The sequence below is a fragment of the Citrobacter sp. Cf116 genome, from assembly GCF_030336505.1.
GTDB classification, from domain to species: domain Bacteria; phylum Pseudomonadota; class Gammaproteobacteria; order Enterobacterales; family Enterobacteriaceae; genus Citrobacter; species Citrobacter freundii.
This window is the reverse complement of sequence record NZ_JAOWEQ010000037.1, coordinates 471,406-492,450: the sequence shown is the minus strand read 5'-3', so window position 1 is coordinate 492,450 and position 21,045 is coordinate 471,406. Positions and strand designations below refer to the sequence as shown.

General features: G+C 50.6%; 22 protein-coding genes. 10 read left to right on the top strand and 12 right to left on the bottom strand.

The window, feature by feature from the left end; all coding sequences use genetic code 11:
• Window positions 1–29 precede the first annotated feature (29 nt).
• Entirely contained in the window at window positions 30–872 is an 843-nt protein-coding gene (locus OGV74_RS11720; protein ID WP_032949241.1) for an aminoglycoside phosphotransferase family protein, read from the top strand.
• Window positions 873–992: 120 nt separating this feature from the next.
• Window positions 993–2,021, top strand: coding sequence for a HoxN/HupN/NixA family nickel/cobalt transporter (locus OGV74_RS11715; RefSeq protein ID WP_086504059.1), 1,029 nt, complete (start codon window positions 993–995; stop codon window positions 2,019–2,021).
• A 52-nt stretch (window positions 2,022–2,073) separates the two neighbouring features.
• Here the strand turns inward: OGV74_RS11715 and OGV74_RS11710 are convergent, their stop codons facing one another.
• Together OGV74_RS11710 and rstA are read right to left on the bottom strand one after the other, a co-directional pair.
• On the bottom strand, window positions 2,074–3,414 hold the full coding sequence (locus OGV74_RS11710; protein ID WP_071667562.1) for an L-cystine transporter: 1,341 nt from the start codon (window positions 3,412–3,414) through the stop codon (window positions 2,074–2,076).
• A 246-nt stretch (window positions 3,415–3,660) separates the two neighbouring features.
• Complete coding sequence (gene rstA, locus OGV74_RS11705; RefSeq protein ID WP_003028952.1) at window positions 3,661–4,395, bottom strand: two-component system response regulator RstA; 735 nt, start codon at window positions 4,393–4,395, stop codon at window positions 3,661–3,663.
• A gap of 127 nt (window positions 4,396–4,522) precedes the next feature.
• Between rstA and OGV74_RS11700 the strand changes: the two genes are divergently transcribed.
• Window positions 4,523–4,858 carry a GlpM family protein gene (locus OGV74_RS11700; protein ID WP_003028950.1) on the top strand — a complete coding sequence of 112 codons (336 nt, stop codon included), beginning with the start codon at window positions 4,523–4,525 and terminating at the stop codon, window positions 4,856–4,858.
• On the opposite strand, the gene folM is transcribed toward OGV74_RS11700, so the two are convergent.
• The 3 genes from folM to ydgH form a co-directional block, all read right to left on the bottom strand.
• Window positions 4,855–5,577: a dihydromonapterin reductase gene (folM, locus tag OGV74_RS11695; RefSeq protein WP_048218963.1), complete on the bottom strand. Its 723-nt coding sequence runs from the start codon at window positions 5,575–5,577 to the stop codon at window positions 4,855–4,857. The two genes, OGV74_RS11700 and folM, sit on opposite strands and share 4 nt — an antisense overlap.
• Before the next feature lie 36 nt (window positions 5,578–5,613).
• The gene (locus OGV74_RS11690) at window positions 5,614–6,996 is read right to left on the bottom strand and encodes an amino acid permease (protein ID WP_086504060.1); all 1,383 of its coding nucleotides are present in this window, start codon (window positions 6,994–6,996) and stop codon (window positions 5,614–5,616) included.
• 245 nt (window positions 6,997–7,241) lie between these two features.
• Window positions 7,242–8,186, bottom strand: coding sequence for a DUF1471 family protein YdgH (gene ydgH, locus OGV74_RS11685; protein WP_003028946.1), 945 nt, complete (start codon window positions 8,184–8,186; stop codon window positions 7,242–7,244).
• A gap of 525 nt (window positions 8,187–8,711) precedes the next feature.
• Between ydgH and pntA the strand changes: the two genes are divergently transcribed.
• Window positions 8,712–10,241, top strand: a complete 1,530-nt coding sequence (pntA, locus tag OGV74_RS11680; protein WP_003028945.1) for a Re/Si-specific NAD(P)(+) transhydrogenase subunit alpha — start codon at window positions 8,712–8,714, stop codon at window positions 10,239–10,241.
• A 10-nt stretch (window positions 10,242–10,251) separates the two neighbouring features.
• Window positions 10,252–11,640, top strand: coding sequence for a Re/Si-specific NAD(P)(+) transhydrogenase subunit beta (gene pntB, locus OGV74_RS11675; RefSeq protein WP_086504061.1), 1,389 nt, complete (start codon window positions 10,252–10,254; stop codon window positions 11,638–11,640).
• A 46-nt stretch (window positions 11,641–11,686) separates the two neighbouring features.
• On the opposite strand, the gene OGV74_RS11670 is transcribed toward pntB, so the two are convergent.
• Complete coding sequence (locus OGV74_RS11670) at window positions 11,687–12,721, bottom strand: AI-2E family transporter (RefSeq protein WP_086504062.1); 1,035 nt, start codon at window positions 12,719–12,721, stop codon at window positions 11,687–11,689.
• Between the two features lie 138 nt (window positions 12,722–12,859).
• Between OGV74_RS11670 and OGV74_RS23400 the strand changes: the two genes are divergently transcribed.
• The 3 genes from OGV74_RS23400 to mdtI all read left to right on the top strand — a co-directional run bounded on the left by OGV74_RS23400 (window position 12,860) and on the right by mdtI (window position 13,819).
• The gene (locus OGV74_RS23400; protein WP_085951052.1) at window positions 12,860–13,030 is read left to right on the top strand and encodes a protein YdgV; all 171 of its coding nucleotides are present in this window, start codon (window positions 12,860–12,862) and stop codon (window positions 13,028–13,030) included.
• A 107-nt stretch (window positions 13,031–13,137) separates the two neighbouring features.
• Window positions 13,138–13,503, top strand: a complete 366-nt coding sequence (gene mdtJ, locus OGV74_RS11665; protein WP_161799268.1) for a multidrug/spermidine efflux SMR transporter subunit MdtJ — start codon at window positions 13,138–13,140, stop codon at window positions 13,501–13,503.
• A complete protein-coding gene (gene mdtI, locus OGV74_RS11660; RefSeq protein ID WP_003028939.1) occupies window positions 13,490–13,819 on the top strand; it encodes a multidrug/spermidine efflux SMR transporter subunit MdtI in 330 nt (109 codons plus the stop codon). The genes mdtJ and mdtI overlap by 14 nt, the downstream gene beginning before the upstream one ends.
• 34 nt (window positions 13,820–13,853) lie before the next feature.
• On the opposite strand, the gene OGV74_RS11655 is transcribed toward mdtI, so the two are convergent.
• The 6 genes from OGV74_RS11655 to msrP all read right to left on the bottom strand — a co-directional run bounded on the left by OGV74_RS11655 (window position 13,854) and on the right by msrP (window position 18,644).
• Complete coding sequence (locus tag OGV74_RS11655; protein ID WP_003836367.1) at window positions 13,854–14,675, bottom strand: trypsin-like serine peptidase; 822 nt, start codon at window positions 14,673–14,675, stop codon at window positions 13,854–13,856.
• A gap of 100 nt (window positions 14,676–14,775) precedes the next feature.
• A complete protein-coding gene (gene ydgU / locus OGV74_RS23395; protein ID WP_085954017.1) occupies window positions 14,776–14,859 on the bottom strand; it encodes a small membrane protein YdgU in 84 nt (27 codons plus the stop codon).
• Window positions 14,860–14,945: 86 nt separating this feature from the next.
• The gene (asr, locus tag OGV74_RS11650; RefSeq protein WP_003028934.1) at window positions 14,946–15,341 is read right to left on the bottom strand and encodes an acid resistance repetitive basic protein Asr; all 396 of its coding nucleotides are present in this window, start codon (window positions 15,339–15,341) and stop codon (window positions 14,946–14,948) included.
• 137 nt (window positions 15,342–15,478) lie between these two features.
• Window positions 15,479–16,966 (bottom strand): carboxypeptidase M32, encoded by a 1,488-nt coding sequence (locus tag OGV74_RS11645; RefSeq protein ID WP_032949251.1) that lies wholly within the window; start codon window positions 16,964–16,966, stop codon window positions 15,479–15,481.
• A gap of 47 nt (window positions 16,967–17,013) precedes the next feature.
• A complete protein-coding gene (msrQ, locus tag OGV74_RS11640) occupies window positions 17,014–17,640 on the bottom strand; it encodes a protein-methionine-sulfoxide reductase heme-binding subunit MsrQ (RefSeq protein ID WP_049015830.1) in 627 nt (208 codons plus the stop codon).
• Complete coding sequence (gene msrP, locus OGV74_RS11635) at window positions 17,640–18,644, bottom strand: protein-methionine-sulfoxide reductase catalytic subunit MsrP (protein ID WP_003028929.1); 1,005 nt, start codon at window positions 18,642–18,644, stop codon at window positions 17,640–17,642. Before msrP ends, msrQ begins: the two co-directional genes overlap by 1 nt.
• Before the next feature lie 189 nt (window positions 18,645–18,833).
• Between msrP and OGV74_RS11630 the strand changes: the two genes are divergently transcribed.
• Window positions 18,834–19,556 carry a winged helix-turn-helix domain-containing protein gene (locus OGV74_RS11630; protein WP_003028928.1) on the top strand — a complete coding sequence of 241 codons (723 nt, stop codon included), beginning with the start codon at window positions 18,834–18,836 and terminating at the stop codon, window positions 19,554–19,556.
• Window positions 19,553–21,043, top strand: coding sequence for a sensor histidine kinase (locus tag OGV74_RS11625; RefSeq protein ID WP_048218957.1), 1,491 nt, complete (start codon window positions 19,553–19,555; stop codon window positions 21,041–21,043). Before OGV74_RS11630 ends, OGV74_RS11625 begins: the two co-directional genes overlap by 4 nt.
• Window positions 21,044–21,045: the final 2 nt, after the last annotated feature.

Below are 21,045 nucleotides of genomic sequence, written 5' to 3'. Positions count from 1 at the left end.
CATCTTCCAGAGAAAAATGAGGATATTGTTTGGAAAATCGCCTGTTCAACACCTGGCTCAACCGTTGGGGACTCACTCCAGATGGTGAACCGGTTGAAACACACACATCACAGCTTTTGCCTGTAGTGGTCATCAGGGACGGTCAGAAAGCCATACTTAAAATCACCGACGATGACAGTGAACGGATCGGCTGTGAACTCATGGTCTGGTGGAACGGAAATGGCGCAGCGAAAGTACTTGCTCATGCAGCAGGGGCGATTCTGCTGGAACGTGCGACAGGGACAGGGTCTTTAGCGGACATGTCCTGGACTGGTAACGATGCGCAGGCTTGTCGCATTATTTGCCATGCTGCCAGTAGACTCCATTTCTCCCGGAATGCGTCTACGCCAGCGTTAACACCTCTGCACCATTGGTTTAGCGATCTGGCTCCTGCCGCGAAAAAGCATGGCGGTATCCTGACGCGTTGTGCAGTGGTGGCAAATGTACTGCTATCTTCACCCCATGATGAAGTCGTATTACACGGTGACCTACACCACGGCAATATTCTTGATTTCGGAACGAGAGGATGGCTGGCTATCGATCCCAAAGGGCTGCTAGGCGAGCGTGGCTTTGATTACGCCAATATTTTTACTAACCCTGATCTTGCCGAACCCACCAGACCTGTTGCCATTGAGCCGGAAACATTCACACAACGAGTCAACATTGTGTCTGAAATCGCAAGAATTGAACGGCAACGTTTGCTGATGTGGATTGTTGCATGGTGTGGGTTGTCGTCCGTCTGGTTTCTGCAAGAGGGGGACAGCGCAACGGTACCTCTGCGTATTGCGGAACTAGCGATGGCGGAACTTGCTTCAGGTGATAATCAACTTTGATCTACGACACTGGGTTAGTAATTCTTAAGAGTTATCATTAGCCTGATAAACGTTGTATTAATTAATCAGTGAGTGGTGGTGTGGTGTGTTGTTTAGCTCAAATTTAATTGGCGGGAAACAATGAACGCATTGTTTTCATTATTTAAAAAACGCCCGAATATTCTTTTGTTGATGGTCTTACTCATCGGGGCAAACATCGTGGCGTGGCTGTGGGCTTTCACCGCGTTTAGCAACAACACGTCATTGCTTGCACTGAGTCTGATTGCGTGGTGCTACGGTTTGCGCCATGCTGTCGATGCCGATCATATCGCCGCGATAGACAGCGCTACACGTAAACTCATGCAGCAGAAAAAACGCGCCCTGACGACGGGAGCCTGGTTTTCATTGGGGCACTCCACCATTGTGGTACTGGCAAGCATAGGCATTGCACTGACCACCAGCGTGTTTAAGCAACATATGGCATGGTTTCAGAATGTCGGCGGTCTGATAGGAACTTCGGTTTCTGCCGCGTTTTTGCTGATTCTGGCTACCATTAATCTCATTATTTTCTGCCAGGTCTGGAAGGCATTCCGCCATCTTAAACGCACCGGTACTTACGATGGCACCACGGAAGACATTACAGTTTCAGGTCCTCTGAACTGGCTTTTCCGCTCAGCGTTTCGGTTGGTAGGCAAAGACTGGCATATGTATTTTGTCGGTTTTCTTTTTGGTCTGGGTTTTGATACCGCCACTGAAATTTCTTTGCTGGGAATTTCTGCTTCAAGCGCGTCCAGTGGCATGTCGGTTTGGTCAATTCTCGTGTTCCCGGCGCTGTTTACCTGCGGTATGGCGTTAATTGATTGTCTCGACAGTATTCTGATGGTTGAGGCCTACGGATGGGCGTTCAATAAGCCGCAACGCAAGCTCTATTACAATATGACCATTACCGGGACTTCCGTGATTGTGGCGCTATTTATTGGCGGACTGGAGGCGCTGGGGCTTCTCTCTGACGCGTTTTCGCTTCAGGGGGGTTTGTGGGATACCGTCAGCAATTTAAGTGACCATATGGGGAATGTCGGTTTTGTGATTATTGGCGTCTTTATCGGCTGCTGGATTATCTCTGCCGTAAATTACCGTTGGAAAAAATACGACGGGCTGATGTTTAGTTGACACAAAAGAAAGCCTTCCAGCAACAGGAAGGCTTTGATCTTTTTAGGACTGACTAATTCGCGTTCACGGGTTGTGGTTTTTCAGCACTCTTTTTCAGGAGCCTGTTAGCCAGCACGCCAGACATCATCGAACCGTTCACGTTTAATGCCGTTCTGGCCATATCGACGACAGGCTCGATAGCAATGAAAATCCCCACCAGCGCGACCGGGAAGTTCAGTGTTGAAAGGACGATCAGCGCAGCAAATGTTCCGCCACCGCCTACACCCGCCACCCCAATAGAACCCAGCGCAATCGCAGGTAGCATGGCGAGCAAAAAATGTACTGATAGCGGATCAATCCCAATTGTTGGAGCAATCATCGCCACCATAATAGCCGGATAGATCCCGGCACAGCCATTTTGACCCATGCTGGAGCCGAATGAAGCCGCAATATTGGCAATGGTGTTTTGCACGCCAAATTTTTCTTGTGCGGAAATAGCCAGTGGAATAGATGCTGCACTGCTGCGTGAAACAAATGCAAAGGTTAAAACTGGCCAGACAGTTTTAAAATAGTGAACGGGATTATTACCGCTCAGAACCAGTATCAGTGCGTGGACGATAAACATCATCAGAATCGCAAGGTAACAGGCAGCAATAAAGCCTAACAGACTGGCAAATTGTTCAAATCGATACGCGGAAAATACGCCTGCCATTAATGCCATCACACCATAAGGGGTGAGAGCAATAACGATACGCACCATTTTCATCACCCAAATCTGGATAGCGTTAATGCCAGCACTTAATTTTTCACCTTCTTGCGGGGCGTCCTGTTTGACCTTTAATAATGCCACGCCGGCAAGTAGGGTGAAAATAACAATGCCAATGACGGAAACGCTTCTGGCCCCTGTTAGATCGAGGAAGATATTCGTTGGGATCAGAGATGTCACCAGTTTAGGCAGTGAAATGGCGGCTGTTTTATTTACATCGTCTGGCGTCAGCGTGGACTGCATATGAACAAACGCACTGGCGTCCAGGCCTAATACATGCGCAGTCAACAGCCCAATAAAACCGGCAATCATTACCAGACAGAGCATGCATCCGACGATGGTTAACGACATTTTCCCAATGCCAGCGCTGTTTTCGAGCTTATTAATGGCTGAGAGAATAGAGATGAAAATCAGCGGTACCGCAACCAGCTTCAGTAAATTCACATAGCCGTTGCCGATAACATTGTACCAGTCGATAACTGTTTTTCTTTCGTCAGCAGCAATGAGATGCAGGGATAAACCGATAACGGCACCCGTAAAAATAGCGATGAAGACGCTTTTTGAAAGAGAGTGACTTTTTTGGTTGATTCTGAAAATTGCCCATGAACAAACCAAAAAGAACGCGATATACGCGAGCGAAACGAACATATTGTAGCCTCTTGCCTCATTCAGCACCTGAAATGCCGGAAAGAGTTTTGCTAGTGCGAAAAAAAATGATGAACCATACGGGTTCAGGACCGCGACGGATTATAGGGAGGGGGGAGGGTAACAGCCACACAAAAAGTGTGGAACGGCGTCGGATGGTGTTTGTATGCCTGTTCTGTAGACGATTTTAAGTGACAGTGTAACGTATTGTGAGTAATCCAGCCGATCAATGAGATCGGCCCGATGGCATTACTTCTGTGGCTCGTCGTCCCAGGCGTGAGGTGCAAAGAGATAACCTTTGTTGCGCACTGTTTTGATTCGATAAGGTTCAGTCGCGTTATCGAGCAGTTTTTTGCGTAACCGGGAAATCGCGACATCTACGCTGCGATCCATGCCGTCATAGCTTACGCCGCGCAGGTTCTTCAGCAACGCATCGCGGTCCATAATCTGCCCGGCATGGGTTGCCAACTCCCACAGTAATTCAAAATCAGCGGTGGAAAGAGAAACTTGCTCGCCGCCGAGCAGCACGGAGCGGTTGGTTGGGTCGATAGTGAGTGTGCCGAAGCGCAGCGTTGTGTGCGGTGTGATGGTCGCCGATTGAATGCCTTTAGACTGGGCAGAGTGCTCATTCTGACGCAGGTGCAGACGCAGGCGAGCCAGCAGCACCGCTGGCGGCGTGGTTTTCAGAATATAGTCACAGGCGCCCATTTCCAGTGCCAGGATATGGTTCATGTCGCTGTCCAGCGAGGTGAGCAGGACAATCGGGCCTTGCCAGCGTCCGCGTAAATCTCGGCAGATAGTCATCCCGTCTTTGCCCGGCAGCATGATATCTAATAACACCAGATCGGGTTGAACGTGCAGGATTTTCTCCTCGGCCAAATCACCACGAGGTTCAAGGATAACCTCAATATCATGCCGGGCCAAATAGGCTGCAATCAGTGAGCCAACTTCGGGATCATCTTCAACAAATACGATGGTGTTCATATCATTAATTTTTGAATATAAAACGCCAACATACACCGCCCTGGTTTTTCCTTCCATTAATCTTTTCTAAACAAGAACGCTTCCGTTATGCTATGGGCTGATGTTATTGATGTGTTAAGGCAGAGTGATGGGACTCGTTATAAAAGCGGCGCTCGGTGCGCTGGTGGTGGTGTTGATTGGCTTGCTGGCGAAAACAAAGAATTACTACATTGCCGGATTAATTCCGTTATTCCCGACGTTTGCGTTGATTGCCCACTATATTGTGGCCAGTGAACGCGGAATCGAGGCGTTACGTACAACCATCATATTCAGCATGTGGTCGATTATTCCCTATTTTGTCTACCTCGTTTCACTGTGGTATTTCACCGGATTTATGCGCTTACCCGTTGCGCTCGGCGGATCAGTGGTGTGCTGGGGCCTGAGCGCGTGGTTGCTGATCTTTTGTTGGATCAAACTGCACTAACGCAGATGACGCCCACCATCAAGGGCAAAACTACGTCCGGTGACAAAACAGCTGGTTAACAGATAGTCAATTAAATCAATGACCTCTTTTTCACCTGGCGCGGTTTTCATCAGTGATTTGTTCAGTGCCTGCTGGCGATACTCTGCATCATCACCCTCGTTAAACAGGATAAGTGAAGGGGCAATCGCGTTCACTTTCACTTCCGGTGCCAGTTTGCGCGCGAACGAGCGGGTCATATTATCCAGCGCCGCTTTGCTGGCAGCATAAGCAATGTGCTTGTCGCTGCCGCGCTCCACAACATAATCAGTAAAATGGATTATATCGCTGGCCGCGTGTCCATGACCGCGTAGTAATCTTTCCAGTGCGTGGTTGAGCAGGTAGGGCGTATTGACATGAATCTGCATCATGGCTGACAGCACATCGGTCAGCGGTGTACCAGGCTTTTCTGCAAGCCAGGCACTGGCATTATGCACAATAGCACGCAAGCCATCTGTCTGAGCTTTGACCTCATCAGCAAAGGACAGCACGCCTTCATCCGTGGAAAAGTCAGCAGGGATACAAATCGCGCCCGCTTCTCGCAGGCCGTCAATGGCAGGATAGTGCGTACGGTAGCTGACGATAACTGGCTGTTTTTGGTTCAGAAAGTGCCATGCGACGGCGAGGCCGATACGACGACCACCTCCGGTGATAAGAATTGGCAAAGGGTTTTTTTTACCCATCGTAATCTCCATATGTCGCGAACGATGGGTATAACGTTACCCCATCAGCATCCAGGTAGCCGGCACAGCAGCAACAAGCAGCAGGCCGATCAGCGCCATCTCCTGGCGTTTTAATACGTTTTCATGCGCGTGCGTTTTACGGGCATAAAGGAAAACCAGCAGTCCTGGCGCATACAGCACTACGGACAGCAGCAGGTGCATCGGACCTGACGCATACAATAACCATATGCCATAAATACTCGCCCCGATACCGACAGCCTTATGAATCGGATGGGTAGCAATTTTTAACAGAAATGCGCCGACCAGCAAATAGGGCACCAGAATCATCTCTGAGGCGATAGTCAATAACGTATTGTAGTCGGAACCAGTAAGCCAGATCAGCACCAGGCAGACCTGTACGCAGATGTTGGTCAGCCATAGCGACGCCGATGGCGCGCCTTGCGCGTTCTGTCGCGCAAAAATGCGCGGAAACGCTTTGTGCGTGGAGGCGAGGAACGGCACTTCCGCCGCCATAATCGTCCAGCTTAGATAGGCACCACACACGGAAACAATCAGACCTGCGGCAATAATAATTTCGCCCCATGGTCCCATCATTTTAACCATCAGACCGGCCATTGATGGGTTACGGATCTCCGCCAGTTCGGGACGTGCGACAACGCCCAGAGACAGTAGGGTGACCAGCAGGTAAACGCCCAGTGCGGCAAGTACCGCCAGCAGCGTGGCGCGTCCGACATCGCGTTTGTTTCTGGCACGGGCAGAAACCACCACCGCGCCTTCCACACCGATGAATACCCACAAGGTGATGAGCATGGTGTTTTTGACCTGCTCCCAGACGGGAACGCCCAATGCTACGCCGGTAAAATCGAGAGTAAAGGTGTCGAGCTTAAACAGCATGAACGCCAGCACGATAAACAGACCCAGCGGTAGTAATTTCGCCAGCGTCGCGACCAGGTTAATACTGGCTGCCGTTTGCACACCGCGCAGCACAAGGAAGTGTACGATCCACAGCAGCATCGATGCGCCCACAATCGACTGCCAGGTATTACCGTCGCCAAACAGACGTAACTCAGGCGTGTCGGTAAAGAAGCTGAGTGCAGAGAAGACAATGACCAGATACGAAACGTTGGCGATAACGGCACACAGCCAGTATCCCCACGCGGAGCAGAAGCCAATCAGCTCGCCAAAACCTTCACGCGCATAGGTAAAAATACCGCCATCCAGTTCAGGACGGATACGCGTCAGGATCAGCATGGCAAAGGCGAGCAAAAGAATACCCGCACCGGTAATCGCCCAACCAATCAGTAATGCAGCCGGGCTGGCTACTGCCGCCATGTTTTGTGGCAGGCTGAAAACGCCAGCGCCGAGCATTGAGCTTAAAACCAGCGCGGTCAGTGCGCTCAGACCCAATTTCTTTTCCATTTGTATCCAGTTACAAAAACGAGAGTGAGAGAATAATTATTTTGGCAAACCGCATAAAAATGGTGAAAGCCACTAAGGCGCGGGATTTTACGGAGAGAAGAGAACGCATGCAATGGGGATAGAGAGATTTGTGACTAATAGTGTGAAAAGTCGTCTTAATACTGCTGTTTTTGTTTTGTCTGGGAGCAGAACTGCGCGAAATTATCAGGTCTACAAGAACTGTAGACCTGATAATACATTGGGTATTACTTATACAGATCGGCGCTGATTGTCACGTTGTTACCACGTTCTGACCACTGGCGGGTGATGTGATAATACTTCGCGCCTTTTTTCGCAGCGCGTTTTGCTACCTGATAAGAAACTTCCGTCATGTTGCCGTAGTTACCGGTGAACTTGATGCTGTCGAACGGTACCATCATGGCGGCGGTCGCTTTGTTCAGTTCTTCAACTTTGGTTCCATCCGGTAGCGTGACAGTGTAACGTCCGCCTTTGGTGGATTGCGTTTCGAAGAAGCGACCGACTTCAGCACTCGGAGAAGCGGTAGTCGCAACGCCTGGGATCTCAACTTTCTTCGCGGCTTCGCCACCTGCTGCTAATGCGGCGCGTCCGGCATCAGAATCTGCTGGGATTGCATCAGGGCTTTGCACGACGCGTTTTTTCGCATCAGCTTTGTAGATGAATGCGGTAATACGCTGGTTGCCGCCCTGGTTGGCATCGACCTGGCGCACGATATAGAAGGAATATGCACCTTTCTCTCTCGCAGCTTTGGTGATTGCATCGTTTACTTCAGGCTGGCTACGGTAGAAACCCTGTACCGTAACGGTATCGTAAGGTTCAATCAGAACGGCCTGATCTTTAGGCAATTCCATAACGCCGTTAATGATACGGTTTTTTGACGCTTCCGCTTTTTCAGCGTCAGCTTTATAGACGTCGGCAACAACGCGCCAGTTACCGCCGCTGCCAAAATCTGAAGTATCAACAACATAAAAGGAGGCTGCACCGTCTTTATCTGCACGGCGTGATACGGCAGCAACTGCATCACCGATAGCATTAAAACGACCGGTGACCACAATGCGGTCATAGGGTTTCAGGGCAGCCGCTTGCTCCGGCGTCAATTCTGTCGCTGCATTGACAGAAAAAGCAGTCGCAGAAATAAGTGCGGACGCCAGGAGAGTGTTCTTAAGCTTCATAAAAATAATCCTTCGCCTTGCGCAAACCAGGTACTGGTATTGTTATTGACTAGAAACGTCGCTGATTATTGCATTTAAATTGCGTCAGTGTCTGCGTCATTTTTCACTCATCGTGCCACCTGGCTTAACAACATCGATAACATTTAGTGATATGCCGAAAAATTCGGCGTTTGGTGACCAAAACTGATAAAGCAGTTGAATTTCATAAGTTAATTTAATGTTAATTAATTGTTTTTGGCAGGTACGTAATCATGTTTTGCCGCTTCGCTTAAGCGAATTATCAGCCTTTGTGGGCTATTTTTAGGGCATTTTATCTGTCTGAGGTTCGATTCATCTCTATTTTGCGAATTTCATAATAAATACTGTTTTTTGGCGCTAGATCACAGGCGTCATTTTCAGTAGGTTATACAGAGTTTGTTACTGTTTTATTTTATTGAGGTAACACTGACCTCTCTCGAGAGTGCGCGCATGCCTCGTGCGAACATTGATAAACCATCATCATAATTACAGATGGAAGGGAACATTATGCGAATTGGCATACCAAGAGAACGGTTAACCAATGAAACCCGCGTTGCAGCCACGCCGAAGACGGTTGAGCAGCTGCTTAAGTTAGGTTTCAGCGTCGCGGTTGAAAGCGGTGCAGGTCAACTGGCGAGTTTTGACGATAAGGCGTTTGTACAAGCAGGCGCAGAAATTGTTGATGGAAATGCAGTCTGGCAGTCAGAGATCATCCTGAAGGTCAATGCGCCGGAGGAGGCGGAAATTCCGTTACTCAATCCGGGCACGACGCTGGTGAGTTTTCTTTGGCCCGCGCAAAACCCTGAACTGTTGCAAAAGCTTGCAGAGCGAAACGTGACAGTTATGGCGATGGACTCCGTGCCGCGTATTTCGCGCGCACAGTCGCTGGATGCTTTGAGCTCAATGGCGAACATCGCCGGGTATCGCGCTATTGTTGAAGCTGCACATGAATTCGGTCGCTTCTTCACCGGCCAGATCACCGCCGCAGGCAAGGTTCCACCTGCCAAGGTCATGGTGATTGGTGCGGGTGTGGCAGGTCTTGCGGCGATCGGTGCGGCAAACAGCCTGGGCGCTATCGTGCGTGCTTTTGATACCCGTCCGGAAGTGAAGGAACAAGTGCAGAGCATGGGCGCCGAGTTCCTTGAACTGGACTTTAAAGAAGAAGCGGGCAGCGGTGATGGTTATGCCAAAGTGATGTCCGAGGCGTTCATCAAAGCCGAAATGGAACTCTTCGCTGCGCAGGCGAAAGACGTCGACATTATCGTTACCACTGCGCTGATCCCGGGCAAACCGGCCCCGAAACTGATCACCCGTGAAATGGTCGATTCGATGAAAGCGGGCAGCGTAATTGTCGATCTTGCCGCGCAAAACGGCGGTAACTGCGAATATACCGTGCCTAATCAGGTGACAACCACCGAGAACGGGGTGAAGGTTATCGGCTATACCGACCTGCCTGGCCGTTTGCCAACACAATCTTCCCAGCTTTACGGCACCAACCTCGTCAACCTGCTCAAACTGTTGTGCAAAGAGAAAGACGGCAATATCACCGTCGATTTTGACGACGTGGTTGTTCGCGGTGTCACGGTGGTTCGTGAGGGTGAAATCACCTGGCCTGCGCCACCTATCCAGGTTTCTGCTCAGCCGCAGGCTGCGCCAAAAGCCGCACCTGCACCGAAAGAAGAGAAAAAACCTGTCTCTCCGTGGCGCAAATATGCACTGATGGCGCTGGTGGTGATTTTGTTTGGCTGGCTCGCCGACGTTGCGCCGAAAGAGTTCCTTGGTCACTTTACGGTGTTCGCGCTTTCCTGCGTGGTGGGTTACTACGTGGTCTGGAATGTGTCACATGCGTTGCATACTCCGTTGATGTCTGTGACTAACGCCATCTCAGGGATTATCGTGGTTGGGGCGTTATTGCAAATTGGCCAGGGTGGCTGGGTGAGTTTCCTGAGCTTTATCGCGGTGCTTATTGCCAGCATTAATATTTTCGGTGGCTTCACCGTGACTCAGCGCATGCTGAAAATGTTCCGGAAAAACTAAGGGGTAACATATGTCTGGAGGATTAGTTACAGCTGCATACATTGTTGCCGCTATCCTGTTTATTTTTAGTCTGGCGGGGCTTTCGAAACACGAAACCTCTCAGCAGGGTAACAACTACGGTATCGCCGGGATGGCGATTGCGCTGATTGCCACGATTTTTGGCCCGGATACCGGCAATGTTGCGTGGATCCTGGTGGCGATGATCATCGGCGGCGCGATTGGTATTCGTCTGGCGAAGAAAGTTGAGATGACCGAGATGCCGGAGCTGGTGGCAATTCTGCACAGCTTCGTTGGTCTGGCAGCGGTACTGGTGGGCTTCAACAGCTACCTGTATCACGACACGGGCCTGGAGCCGATTCTGGTGAACATTCACCTGACGGAAGTGTTCCTGGGTATCTTCATCGGTGCGGTAACCTTTACCGGTTCTGTGGTGGCCTTTGGCAAACTGCGCGGCAAGATCTCCTCTAAACCGCTGATGCTGCCGAATCGTCACAAAATGAATCTGGCGGCGCTGGTTGTTTCTTTCCTGCTGCTGGTGGTGTTTGTCCGTACCGAAAGCGTGGGCCTGCAGGTTCTGGCGCTGCTGGTGATGACCATAATTGCACTGGCTTTTGGCTGGCATCTGGTGGCCTCCATCGGTGGTGCGGATATGCCGGTGGTCGTTTCAATGCTCAACTCCTATTCAGGATGGGCTGCTGCGGCGGCGGGCTTTATGCTGAGCAACGATCTGCTGATCGTTACCGGTGCGCTGGTCGGTTCTTCTGGTGCGATCCTGTCTTACATTATGTGTAAGGCGATGAACCGTTCATTTTTCAGCGTTATTGCAGGTGGCTTTGGTTCTGACGGTTCTTCTACTGGATTAGATGAAGAAGTCGGTGAGCACCGTGAGATTACTGCGGAAGACACAGCAGAAATGCTGAAGAACTCGCACTCCGTGATCATCACCCCGGGCTACGGCATGGCAGTGGCTCAGGCACAGTATCCGGTCGCGGAAATCACCGAGAAACTGCGCGCACGCGGCATCAAAGTGCGCTTCGGTATTCACCCGGTAGCAGGGCGTTTGCCCGGTCATATGAACGTACTGCTGGCGGAAGCCAAAGTCCCTTATGACATCGTGCTGGAAATGGACGAGATCAACGATGATTTCGCCGATACCGATACCGTGCTGGTGATTGGTGCCAACGATACGGTAAACCCGGCGGCGCAGGATGACCCGAACAGCCCGATCGCCGGTATGCCGGTGCTTGAAGTATGGAAAGCGCAGAACGTCATCGTGTTCAAACGTTCGATGAACACGGGCTATGCTGGTGTGCAGAACCCGCTGTTCTTTAAAGAAAACACCCATATGCTGTTTGGCGATGCCAAAGCCAGCGTGGATGCGATTCTGAAAGCGTTGTAATCGTCAGTGAAAACTAAGACGGCCTCTGAGGAGGCCGTTTTGCATTTTACTCTTTGTTGAGATCGCTCAGTAACACCGCAATGCTTTGACCACCGTTGGTTTGCTCTAGCGCGATTTTCACAATGATGGTTAGCGGAACAGAAAGCAGCATCCCAACAGGGCCGAGCAGCCAGCCCCAGAAGATTAACGACAAAAATACCACCAGCGTAGACAGTCCAAGTCCACGCCCCATGATCCGCGGCTCGAGGATATTCCCGAATACCAGGTTGATGACCAGATAGCCTGCCAGAACCACCAGCGCATCGTAAAGGCCGCTAAATACCAGCACCTGAGCAATAGGGGGAATGGCCGCCAATACCGAACCGATATTAGGGATGTAGTTCAGGGCGAAGGCCAGTAATCCCCAGACAAAGGCAAAGCGCACATCCAATGCAGCAAGCATGCCCCAGGCGACCAACCCGGTCACAATGCTGATTGCCGTTTTAAGCACCAGATAGTGAGAGACGCTGTCGATGGCGCGTTGAATCGCCGCCATACCTTCAATGGGGCGACTCATCATTTGTTTTAGTTTGCTGGGCAGTTGCGGTACTTCCAGCAGCATAAAAACTACCGTCAGTAGCAGTAAAAAGATCGATGACATAGCATTCGAAAGCTGCGCCAGCAAATTGGTCACCAGCGTCATTGCCGCGTTTGGATCGATATATTTGACGAGCTCATCCACGGAAACCCCGATCCCTGCGCGTTGTAACCATGGTTCAAGATTTTTTAGTGGAATAACCAGTGAAGAGCGATATTGCGGTAGCGTACGCGCAAGCTCATTTAAGGATGTGCCTAAATACGCTAACAGCAGTACCATTAGCATTACAATAATAACGATGAGCAATGACACCGCAAATACGCGCGGTATGCGAAGCTTGACCATCCGCTGCACCACGGGGTTCAGCACAACGGCTATAAATAACGCCAGAATAAAGGGGACGATGATATCTGCGGCAAAGCGAATGCCGCTCAGGATGATAACCAGCATGCCCAGCATAATGACTATTTTTAGACCGTTAAGCGTGATGATCGGTTTCGCCATATGTATTCCTGCGTTTTTGATTTTTGAATCTGAATAATAGTGTGATTTGCGTCGAGTCGTTATAACAAAAATCAAACGGGGCAGGTAAAGAAGTGAAAAGACTTTGAGTTCGTATTGAAGCTATGATACAAATCATCTGTGTTTAACTACCGAGGACAATTATCATCCGCGATGATGAGAAGCAACACTGCGGATAATTGTAATATTATGGACAATATGTTCAGGATGTTTTTGCGTTTACCTTCACTTCTTCGTACCTCTTCCACTTTCTTGCTTGCGGGTGAGCAACACTGGCGCAACGCGCTTTAGTCCCTTCTTCTGCCTGAGCTGGCGCTGTGCGCTGAGCTAACTAATTTTATTTTTTGGTTTACTGCATGCAGTAGGCCCAAAGGACTATATTCTCAAGCAGGAGAAGCATCATGTTTTACTGGATATTATTAGGTCTGGCCATCGCGGCTGAAATTACTGGTACGCTTTCAATGAAATGGGCAAGCGTCGGCCATGGTAATTCGGGCTTTATTTTAATGCTGGTAATGATCGCCTTATCGTATATTTTTCTCAGTTTTGCCGTTAAAAAAATTGCCCTTGGTGTGGCCTATGCCCTGTGGGAAGGTATCGGTATTTTATTTATTACGCTGTTTAGCGTGCTGTTATTTGACGAAACCTTGTCCACATTGAAGGTGGCAGGACTGGCTTCACTGGTGGTCGGCATTGTGCTGATTAAATCCGGCACCCGAAAGCCTGTTAAACCGGGCAAAGAGGTGACTCATGCAACAGTTTGAATGGGTTCACGGTGCCTGGCTGGGTATGGCCATCGTGCTGGAAATCGTCGCTAACGTCTTTTTGAAATTTTCCGATGGTTTTCGCCGCAAGATTTATGGCGTGCTGTCGTTAGCTGCCGTGTTAGCAGCCTTTAGCGCGCTGTCGCAGGCGGTAAAAGGTATTGACCTTTCTGTTGCCTACGCCTTGTGGGGCGGATTCGGTATTGCCGCGACATTAGCGGCAGGTTGGGTGCTGTTTGGTCAGCGTCTGAATAATAAGGGCTGGATCGGCGTGATACTGCTGCTGGCCGGAATGATAATGATAAAACTTGCCTGATATCCATGCTGCCCGTTAATGCGGGCAGCATGTGTTATTCCTGCGCTAACGCTTCCAGCTTCTCGCGAAAACCGGTCACGGATATGGCGCGATTATCTGCCCGCCAGCGATCTTTGGCTGCTGGAGCGGAGCTTTGCACACCAATCAACTGCCAGCCAGACTCTGTCTGCAACATCAATGGCGAACCGCTGTCGCCCGGGAGCGTGTCGCACTGGTGTGACAAGACGGTATTCTGCGCCCAGCCGGTCACCACACAATCCTGATGTGTGTACAGGTCGTCCAGATGATCTTCCGGATAGCCCGACTGCGTGACTTTACGATCTGCAGTTTTTAGCGCCGCGGTTAACGCGTCCTTGTCGCCATCAAACAGTGGCAGCGGTGTGATGCCAGACGGCGGATTACGCAGCACCACCAGACCAAAATCCCACGGGGCTGCGGCAGGCGGCACTATCCAGCCATCACCATCGGCTTTTAAACGTTTGGCAAGTGAGGGCGCAACCCGGCCTTCAATGTCGTGGATTTCATAGCGCCAGAGACCCTTTTTAGACACGAAGCGCAATGCGACGGCTTTGTCCGGCTTACCTTTCGGGGGGGTGAGTAAACAGTGTCCGGCCGTCAGGGCCAGATGTGGCGAAATGAGCGTGGCGGTACACAGGTTACCGCTGGCGGTTTCCAGTTGCCCGATAGCGTCCCACGGCGATTGTGTAGGGTCAGTCACCTTTATGCGATCGTCATGACCAAAAAACAGCGTTTTTATATTTTCTGCTTCAGCGCTGTCCGTTGCAGGCTTGTCCGCATGCGCAACGACAGGAAGTAAACAAAGTGAACCCAGTAATACAGCAATGGTTTTATGCATATCACGCTCTGGTGGGGAATTATGATTATTAACAGCAAACCCTCAGTTAATACTATAGACGGGACGACGTGAAAGTGGGAGTAAAATCAGATAACTACATTCAGGCAAGATAAAAACGCATGGCGATGATGGCGCAAATTATCAGCGTAATAAGAATTAACTCAAAGCGGTAATGTGACACCATTTTACCCTCCGAAAGGCGGCGCTACATCAGGTCGATCTAGCGCCGTATGCTATGGCGTGGGGGACGCCATAGTGACTACAAATGCGTTATGCTGCAGGTTGAGCTGCTGGTTTAGCAGTGTCGTGTTTTACTGCTTTTTTGGTGTGTTTTTTAGCGGCCTGAGCTTTCTGCTCTGGCGCTTTTTGTTCTGCAGCTGGTTTGGTTGCAGCTTTTTTGGTGTGTTTTTTAGCAGCCTGAGCTTTCTGCTCTGGTGCTTTCTGTTCTACAGCCGGTTTTGTGGTGGATTTTTTAGCGTGTTTCTTGGCAGCCTGTGCTTTCTGCGGCGCTGCTTTGTGCTGTTTTTTATGATGCGTGGTTTTTGCCGGCGCAGCTTTAGTGGTTGCTGCAGCAGCCGGAGCGGTTGTAGCAGTTGTTTCAGCAGCAAATGCAGCAGAAGACAGACCCATAGCAGCGGCAACAACCAGAGCTAATACTTTTTTCATTCTCATACCCTCGATTTGGTTTTTCATTCAACCCCACTGCGGGGCCGTTGAAATAACTATATCGCTGTAATCACAGGGTTTCCGTGAGTCATTGGTATCGGCGTGTAACGATATGTACAATGACTCACGGTATGAGATTACAAATAGCGGGCTTCCAGGTGGGTGCGGAAATAACGGCTGCTAAGCGGCTCTCCGGTGGCCTGGGTAATAAGCTGTTCAGTGGTGAAACGGCTGCCATGCTGCCAGATGTTCTGACGTAACCAGTCAAACAGGGGACCAAACTCACCTTGCGCAATAGACTGATTCAAATCAGGTAATGCGCGGTTAGCGGCACTGAACAACTGCGCCGCATACATAGCGCCCAAGGTATAGGAAGGGAAGTAGCCAAAGCCGCCGTCGGTCCAGTGAATATCCTGCATACAACCGTTACGATAGTTTCCGATCGTTGACAGCCCCAGCCAGGCCTGCATTTTCTCATTCCACAATGCCGGGATATCATCCACTTCAATATCGCCATTAATGAGCGCACGTTCGATTTCATAACGCAGGATCACGTGAGCGGGATAGCTCACCTCGTCGGCATCAACACGGATAAACCCGGGTTTGACCTGCTGGTTCCAGGCGATGAAATTGCTTTCTTCAAAGGCAGCCTGATCGCCAAAGTAGCGCGTTACAGCAGGAATTAACCGTGTCAGAAAGGCTTTACTGCGTCCCAGTTGCATCTCAAAGAACAGACTCTGGGACTCATGAATGGCGGTGGAACGTGCCAGAGCGATAGGTTGCCCTGACCAGTTACGCGGAAGATTTTGCTCATAGCGGGCGTGACCGGTTTCATGGATCACGCCAAACAGCGCACTGAGCAATTCGTTTTCATCATAGCGGGTGGTAATGCGAACATCTTCTGGTACGCCGCCACAGAAGGGATGTGCACTGATATCCAGCCGACCAGCGGTAAAGTCGAAACCTAGCTGTGCCATTGTTTCAAGACCCAACTCTCGCTGTACAGCTGTTGGGAAGGGGCCTACCGGGGCGATGAGCGACTGTTGAGATTGCTTTGCCACTACCTTGTTTAGCAAGTCGGGTAGCCAGCTTTTAACGTCCGCGAAAAGGTTGTCCAACTGCGCGCTGGTCATTCCCGGTTCAAAAATGTCCAGTAACGCGTCATACGGCGAACACCCTTTAGCTTCTGCGCGCAGTCGGGCTTCTTCGCGGCTATACTTCACAACCTCTTTCAGGTTTTCGGAAAATCCTTCCCAGTCATTTGCCGGTCGCTGGCTACGCCAGGCATGCTCGCAGCGGCTTCCCGCAAGTGATTTTGCTTCTACCAACGATTCCGGCAACAAGGATGCCTGGTGATGCAGTCGCGACATTTCGCGCAGGTTCGCCTGTTCTACATCGTTGAGGTCTTCCTGTTGTGCTGCGGAGATCCACCTTGCCACTTTCGGATCGGTTAACAGTTGGTGTTCAAGCACGCTCAACTCGGCCAGCGCTTCGCCGCGGGCTTTGCTTCCTCCTGACGGCATCATGGTAAACATGTCCCAACTGGCGATTGCCGAGAGGTGGGAGAAGCGAGAGAGCCGCTGGAACGTGCGGGTGAGCTGATGGTAATTATCATTGTTACTCATTTTTTGTTCTCGTTCTGTTTAGGTGTGGTTAAGAAGTTTACCGTGATTCACTCACTTTTCATAAACACACCTTTATACCTGGTTTTTCGTAAAAGTTTTTTATAGCGAAAAGCCAACAGAACCACAAAACAGATGGCGTAGATAATAGGGAGCGGTGATAACACTTTTACCGACCACAGGTAATGCAGCGGTAGCAAAATGGCGGCCAGGTAGACGTAGTTGTGCAATGTTTGCCAGCGTTTGCCCATTTTACGCTGCGCGGCTTGCGTGGAGGTCAACGTCAACAGGAATAAGATAATCCAGCCGGTCATGCCCAGGGTTAGCCATGGGCGTGAAACCAGTTCACGACCCAACAATCCCAGATTTTGTATACCCAGTTCCAGCAGAGCATAGCTGGCCATATGCAGTGTGGCCCATGCAAAGCACCATAAACCTAACAACCGCCGGGTACGAAACAACAAAGGCTGCTTTGCATAGCGTGCAAGCGGGGATATCAGCAGAGTAGCAAGCAAAAACTTTAGCGCGGTAATGCCCGTAAAGTGCTGGATATCTTTTCCCGGGTCGGCACCCAACCCGCCATGCTGCGCGGCCCAAAAGAGCCATAGCAGGGGTAAAAAACCGGCGAGATGCAGCAGCACTTTCAGGCCGGTTATCTGTTTTGCGGTCAACCTCACTAAAAATACTCCCGAAGATCCATACCCCGATATAACGATGCCACCTCATCGGCATAACCATTAAAAGGTAACGTGGGCTGTCGCTGTACATCAAGAATGCCACCCGAACCGATAAACCGTTCAGTAGCCTGAGACCAACGAGGGTGATCGACCTGCGGATTTACGTTGGCGTAAAAACCGTATTCATTCGGTGCTGACATATTCCAGGTCGTCGGCGGCTGCTCACGCGTCAGCGTAATACTGACTATCGATTTAATGCCCTTGAAGCCGTACTTCCAGGGTACGGTCAAGCGTATCGGCGCCCCATTTTGCGGCGGCAATGCTTTGCCATATACGCCTACGGTCAGCAGTGTTAGCGGATGCATGGCTTCATCCAAACGCAGACCTTCAACATAGGGATATTTTAACCCACCGCCAATGAAGCGATCTTTCTGGCCGGGCATTTCATCAGGGGCGTAGCGAGTTTCAAAGGCGACGTATTTGGCGTGACTGGTTGGCTCAACCAGCGCCAATAATTTATGCAAAGGAAATCCGATCCACGGCACAACCATCGACCATGCTTCAACGCAACGCATCCGGTAAATACGCTCTTCTAACGGAAAGCGAGTGGTCAGCGCATCATGATCCAAGGTTAAAGGTTTGTTGACCTCTCCGTTGATCGTCAATGTCCAGGGATCGGTTTTCAGACTACCGGCATTGGCGGCAGGATCTGCTTTATCCAGACCAAATTCATAGAAATTGTTGTAGCCCGTCACCTTGTCTTCTGGCGTCAGAGACAGGCTGTTTTGCCAGCGCTCGGGCTTTGTAAATTCGAGCGCTTTGCCTGCGGGTGCTGGTGGACGATCGTTGCCTTTAAACCAATCCAACAAATTAGCCCGTGTAGGGGAAGACAGCGTGGCCGCCGCCGCGCCTATCCCAAGTGCTTTGAGGATTTGTCGTCGTTGCATAAAAAAAACTGATTCGGCTGTAACATCAGCTTCCCGAAGTGGACGTTTTTTCTGCATAACTTTTCCTTTTTATTTTCATGTTAAGGAAAACAAAGCGACGTTTCCCTGTTGATGCCTGGTGTGTCTATAACGACATACTGCGCGTATGCGTATCCCTGGATCCTCACGAAAAGTTAAAAATTTTGTGATAACTTCCGCCCCTTGCCTGAGGTAAGCTTTCAGCACGACGAGAGGGGGATGACACTGATGGCAGGCGCGAAAAAGATATTTTTGGTGGAAGATGACAGCGATATTGCCTCACTTTTGCAGCTTAGCCTGAAGGATGAGGGTTACGAGATAGTTCATGAAGCGGACGGCACGCGAGCGCTTGAACAACTGGAGAAACACGTTTGGGATGCCGTTATCCTCGATTTGATGCTGCCGGGTGTCGACGGGCTGGAGATTTGTCGTCGCATTCGCCAAATGAGTTTTTATTTGCCCGTTATTATTATCAGCGCCCGGACCAGCGAAACGCACCGTGTATTGGGGTTGGAAATGGGGGCCGATGATTATCTGGCCAAGCCTTTCTCGGTGCTGGAGTTGATGGCTCGGGTGAAGGCGTTGTTTCGCCGTCAGGAAGCGATGAGTCAGAACCTGCGTATGGAGGCGGGGATTATCACCGTTCATGGCGTAGAGATTGACCCTTTAGCCCGGGAAGTTCGGCTGCATGGTAAATCCCTCGATTTGACACCGCGAGAATTCGATCTGCTCTATTTTTTCGCCCGTCATCCAGGCGAGGTCTTTTCGCGCCAGGCGCTGTTAGATCAGGTGTGGGGCTACCAGCATGAAGGGTATGAGCATACGGTGAACAGTCATATTAATCGTCTGCGGACCAAAATTGAAAAGGATGCTGCGGAGCCGGAAATTATTCTCACGGTTTGGGGACGAGGCTATAAGCTTGCTGCGGTTAATGCGGAGCATCAGCCATGATTTATCGCCTGTCGCTGAGCCAGCGTCTGACTCTGGTCTTTACCGCCATTATGCTGATTTGTGCGGTTGCCGTCAGTGCTGTCCAGGTTCGCAGTAGCAAACAATATGGCGACGCGATGGTGCAAAGGCTCTCGCTGGAGCTGGCGAGCAAGATTGTCAAAAGTGAGTCGCTTATTGATGCCAGCGGGCAGGTTAATCGCCAGACCTTAAAAGGATTGTTTAATCACCTGATGACGCTCAACCCCAGCGTGGAGCTGTATCTGGTTTCACCATCAGGTGAAATACTCGCTGATGCCGCACCGCCGGGGCATGTCCAGCGGCAGAAAATTAGCGTGCAGCCGATTCAGGATTTCCTTAACTCAGATGCGTTGCCCGTATATGGCAACGATCCGCGCAGCAGCCAGCAAAAGGTATTCAGCGCCGCGCCGGTTTTATATAACGGTGAGCTGCATGGCTATTTGTACATTATTCTGCAGGGCGAAGATCTGAATATGTTGGCGAATACCGCCTGGCAAAAAACGCTCTGGAATACCGTGGCCTGGACGTTAATACTGGTTTTATTAGCCGGCGGAATTGCAGGTTTTCTGGTGTGGCGATGGGTGACGAATCCAGTGAAAAGGTTGACTGGGCAGGTGGTCAAACTGGAACAGGACAGCATTAGCGTCATCAAACAGCTGGCGCAAAAAAATCCCGATCCGGCCCCGGCAAATGAAATTGCGTTGCTGAACAATGCGTTTATCGAGTTAGCGCAGAAAATTGCGCAGCAGTGGGATCTATTAGCGGACAGCGATCGTCAGCGCAGAGAGTTTATAGCCAATATTTCGCACGATTTACGCACGCCGCTGACTTCATTGCTGGGGTATCTGGAAATGCTGTCGCTGAAAGCCGATACGATGACGCCGGAGGAAAACCGGCATTATCTTAGTATCGCGCTGCGCCAGGGACATAAAGTTCGTCATCTGTCACAACAGCTGTTTGAGCTGGCAAGACTGGAGCATGGCGGTATAAAACCGCAGCGTGAACGTTTTGCTATTGGTGAATTGATCCAGGATGTGGCACAGAAATTTGATCTCCCTGTTGCCACGCGTCATTTGCAGTTGCACCTTGACGTAATGGGGCCGTTACCGCTGGTGAATGCCGATTTATCGATGATAGAAAGAGTTGTGACGAATCTGCTGGATAACGCTATCCGTCATACGCCTGACGGAGGTGAAGTGCGGCTAAAAGTCTGGCGTGATGCAGACCGTTTATTAGCCGAAGTGCAGGACAGCGGGCCTGGGGTAGAAGAAGCTGTGCGAGAAGTATTGTTTCAGCGCCCGACCGCGTTAGTTCCCCGTGAGCAGAGGGCTGAGCGCGGCGGCTTGGGCTTACTGATCGTGCGTAGAATGCTCGAGCTGCATGGAGGGGATATCAGCCTGGTTAGCTCAACGGCAGGGGCCTGCTTCCGTTTTTCGTTGCCGCTGGCGGATTCTCCCCTGAGTAGTTGACG